Origin of the sequence: Jatrophihabitans sp. (assembly GCF_051960575.1) — a bacterium.
Lineage (GTDB): Bacteria > Actinomycetota > Actinomycetes > Mycobacteriales > Jatrophihabitantaceae > JBQCEE01.
In genome coordinates this window covers 1-2,981 of sequence record NZ_JBQCEE010000391.1, presented here as the reverse complement: position 1 = coordinate 2,981, position 2,981 = coordinate 1, and the positions used below count along the sequence as shown (strand labels likewise).

Here is a 2,981-nt window from a genome sequence, read left to right as displayed (position 1 = left end):
CGCGCCGCATACGGGCGCCAACGTCCGCATCGACAGCCTCGGCGACCGCTGGTTCGCCGCCAACTACGACGGCGCCAAGCGGATCCTCGGCGCGCAGTTCGGCGGCGTGCCGATGACGGGCGGCGCGACGACCTTCACCACCGGCAGCGACAACGCCGACAGCAGCACCGCATTCACTCCCGACGTCGTCTACTTCACCCATTAGAGGGGTCATGAGCGCATTCCAAGCTTCCGATGCACGTGCCGTGTCCGGGCGTATCCTCACGCTTCCCCGCGTAGTCGCAGTCGCCGCCGTCGTCCTGCTCGTGAGCGCGACGATCGCGCTCGCCGCCGATAAGCCGGCACCCGCGAGCAAGCCGAAGTCGCAGGCGAAGGCGCCGCAGCAGGTTCTGGTCGTGCCGAACGTGCAGGGCCAGCTGTTCGTCTTCTCGTCGGGAACGCTCGAGGACAACGGCTTCGGCTGGAAGGTCCGCGGAGCCGTCCACGGCTTCCCCGCCAACAGGGTCGTCCGCCAGAGCCCGAAGCCCGGCACGCACGTGGTCAACACCGGGGCTCCGACGATCACCCTGTGGCTTGCGCGCGGCACGGGTCCCGAGGTCGGCCTGCCCCAGGACAGGTCGCAGTACGGGGCGAGCCTGATCCGGCGCGCGAGGCACGCCAACTCGGGCTAGGCGATGGCGACGCGAATCCGGGCGTGGCTCGCACGGGAGGACGGCATGACTCTGCCCGAACTGCTCACGACCATGGCCATCCTCGGGATCGTGATGACCGGAATCCTCGGCGTCTCGATCAGCGGCCTTCACGCGACGACTGACTTGAACCAGCGCTTCCAGGCCCAGCAGGACGCCCGCGTCGCCCTCACCAAGATGCGGAACGACGTCCAGTCCTCCTGCTCCGCCGCGGTGGTGCAGCTGAACGGGTCGACCGTCGCGGCCGGTACGGCAGGCGACACCGTCACGCTCGACGACACGTGCATCAGAGTCAACGGTGCCGCCGGTCCCCAGGTGACGTGGTGCGCGACGGGGACCAGCTCCCCGTACAAGCTCTATCGCCAGGTCGGTGCCACCTGCGCCGCGAGCACCGGAGTCCTGCAGGCACAGAACCTCACGACGAAGGCCGTCTTCACCTCGGTGCTCACGACCGGCTTCCACCCGCAGCTGACGGTCAAGCTCCCGCTGGACGCGAACCTCAAGCCCGGTCGGGCGGCCAACCAGGACCTCTACACGCTCACCGACACCATGATGCTCAGGAACGCGCCGGTCTCATGATGCGTCGCGTCCTCAGCCGCTTCCGGAACGAGCGCGGCCAGTCGCTCGTCATCGCCCTGCTCGTGATGACCTTCCTGGCGCTCGCGCTCGGCGCCGTGATGATCTTCACCGCCGGCAACCAGCGGAACGCCAACATCCAGAAGGCGCAACAGGTCGCGGGCTCGCTCGCAGAAGCCGGAGTCAACAACGCGGTCTCGGTGCTTGCCCAGGCCGCCAACTGCACGCCGCTGTGCGGCGCCGGCAACAAGTACCTGATCCCCCAGGCGAACGGCAGCCCGAGCCCGCTGCTCCCGGTCGACCTGGCGCACGCCAATCTGACCACCTACTCGACCGGCAAGGTCTGGTGGTGGGGATCGGTCGCCAACGTCACCACGGGGCCGCAGTCCGGCTGGGGCTGGTGGTGGACGCTGCATGCGAAGGCGCAGGTGAACAACCCGACGGGGGCCGCTCCGCTCGTGAAGTACATGACCGCGAAGCTTCAGGTGAACGGTCCGCCGTCGGTGAGCTACCAGGTCGCCGTCTGGAACACCGTCTATTCGCCGGGCGGGCCGACCCCGGGTACCTGTGACACCTCGGTCGGGCAGGGCGTCACGATCAACGTCCCGGTCTACGTCGGCGGCAACCTCTGCATGGGACAGAACGCGTCGATCATCAAGCCGGTCTACGTCGGCGGCTTCCTCACCTTCAACAACAAGCAGAGCTCGATCGGCACGAAGACCTCGCCGGTCAACTCCGCCCACGTCGGCGGCTACTGCCAGGTCAGCAGCGGCGGGCAGGTCAATCCGTGCAAGAGCGAGCCGGTGCCGGGCAACCAGCCGAACACGAACGTCTGGGTCAGCGGCGCACCCACCAATCTGACCGGACCCGCGTCGGACTTCGCGAACGTCTCGGCGCCGACGATCTGCTGGGGCCCGGGCACCTGCGCCGGCGACCCCGTCGGCGGCTGGTACACCGTCTCCTCACCCGGGCCGCTGAATCCGTGCTCGTCGACCAGCGGGACGCCTCCGACGTTCGACAACGACACGACGATGAACGACAGCGTCCTCACGACGTTCAACCTCACGCCGGCCACGAGTTACACCTGCAAGACCGGGCAGGGGCAGCTCTCGTACAACGCGGCGACGCGGGTGCTCACGATCACCGGCACCGTCTTCATCGACGGCAACGTCACCTTTACGACCACGGGCAACCAGCCGATCACGTACACGGGCACGGGCTCCGGCGGCAGTTGCACGCAGACGGCGGACTGCCAGGCAGTTCTCTTTGCCAGCGGCGACATCTCGGTCAACAGCGAGATGCTCTGCGCGGCCGTCAGCGGCACCAACTGCGACTGGAACAACTGGGACCCGAACAAGAAGATCCTCATCCTGGCCTCGAACGGCCCGAACGGCGTCACGGTCGGGCCGTCGCAGAGCTCGTTCCAGGGCGGCCTCTACGCCACGAACACGGTGGCCACCGGCCAGAGCGCCCAGACCGAGGGACCGCTCGTCTCCGGTAACAAGACCGTGATCGTGGGGCAGCAGTTCGGCGGCACCTTCCCGCCGATCACCATCCTGCCGCTTTCGATCCAGCAGCCGCCCGGCGCCTTCTGGATCTCCCCGCCGACCGACTTCTGTAACGGCCCCGCCTGCACCTGATGCCGCAGGGCGCTCAAGCGCCGTTGCTCCGGTGTCGATAAGAAGGTGATGGACTTCGTCCTGCCTCTCGTCTTCG

At 67.8% G+C, this 2,981-nt stretch carries 3 protein-coding genes and 1 pseudogene; all 4 read left to right on the top strand.

Going from position 1 to position 2,981, the window contains the following annotated elements; translation table 11 throughout:
* Positions 1 to 205, top strand: a pseudogene (locus ACTHMS_RS21905) (hypothetical protein); the annotation flags it as partial.
* A gap of 40 nt (positions 206 to 245) precedes the next feature.
* Positions 246 to 671, top strand: a complete 426-nt coding sequence (locus tag ACTHMS_RS21900) for a PASTA domain-containing protein (RefSeq protein ID WP_440308779.1) — start codon at positions 246 to 248, stop codon at positions 669 to 671.
* Between the two features lie 3 nt (positions 672 to 674).
* Positions 675 to 1,268: a PilW family protein gene (locus tag ACTHMS_RS21895; protein WP_440308778.1), complete on the top strand. Its 594-nt coding sequence runs from the start codon at positions 675 to 677 to the stop codon at positions 1,266 to 1,268.
* Positions 1,265 to 2,905 (top strand): pilus assembly PilX family protein, encoded by a 1,641-nt coding sequence (locus tag ACTHMS_RS21890; RefSeq protein WP_440308777.1) that lies wholly within the window; start codon positions 1,265 to 1,267, stop codon positions 2,903 to 2,905. The genes ACTHMS_RS21895 and ACTHMS_RS21890 overlap by 4 nt, the downstream gene beginning before the upstream one ends.
* Positions 2,906 to 2,981: the final 76 nt, after the last annotated feature.

Coding starts and splice junctions, on each gene's coding strand:
- ACTHMS_RS21895 (WP_440308778.1), top strand. CDS start 675: ATGGCGACGCGAATCCGGGCGTGGCTCGCACGGGAGGACGGCATGACT.
- ACTHMS_RS21890 (WP_440308777.1), top strand. CDS start 1,265: ATGATGCGTCGCGTCCTCAGCCGCTTCCGGAACGAGCGCGGCCAGTCG.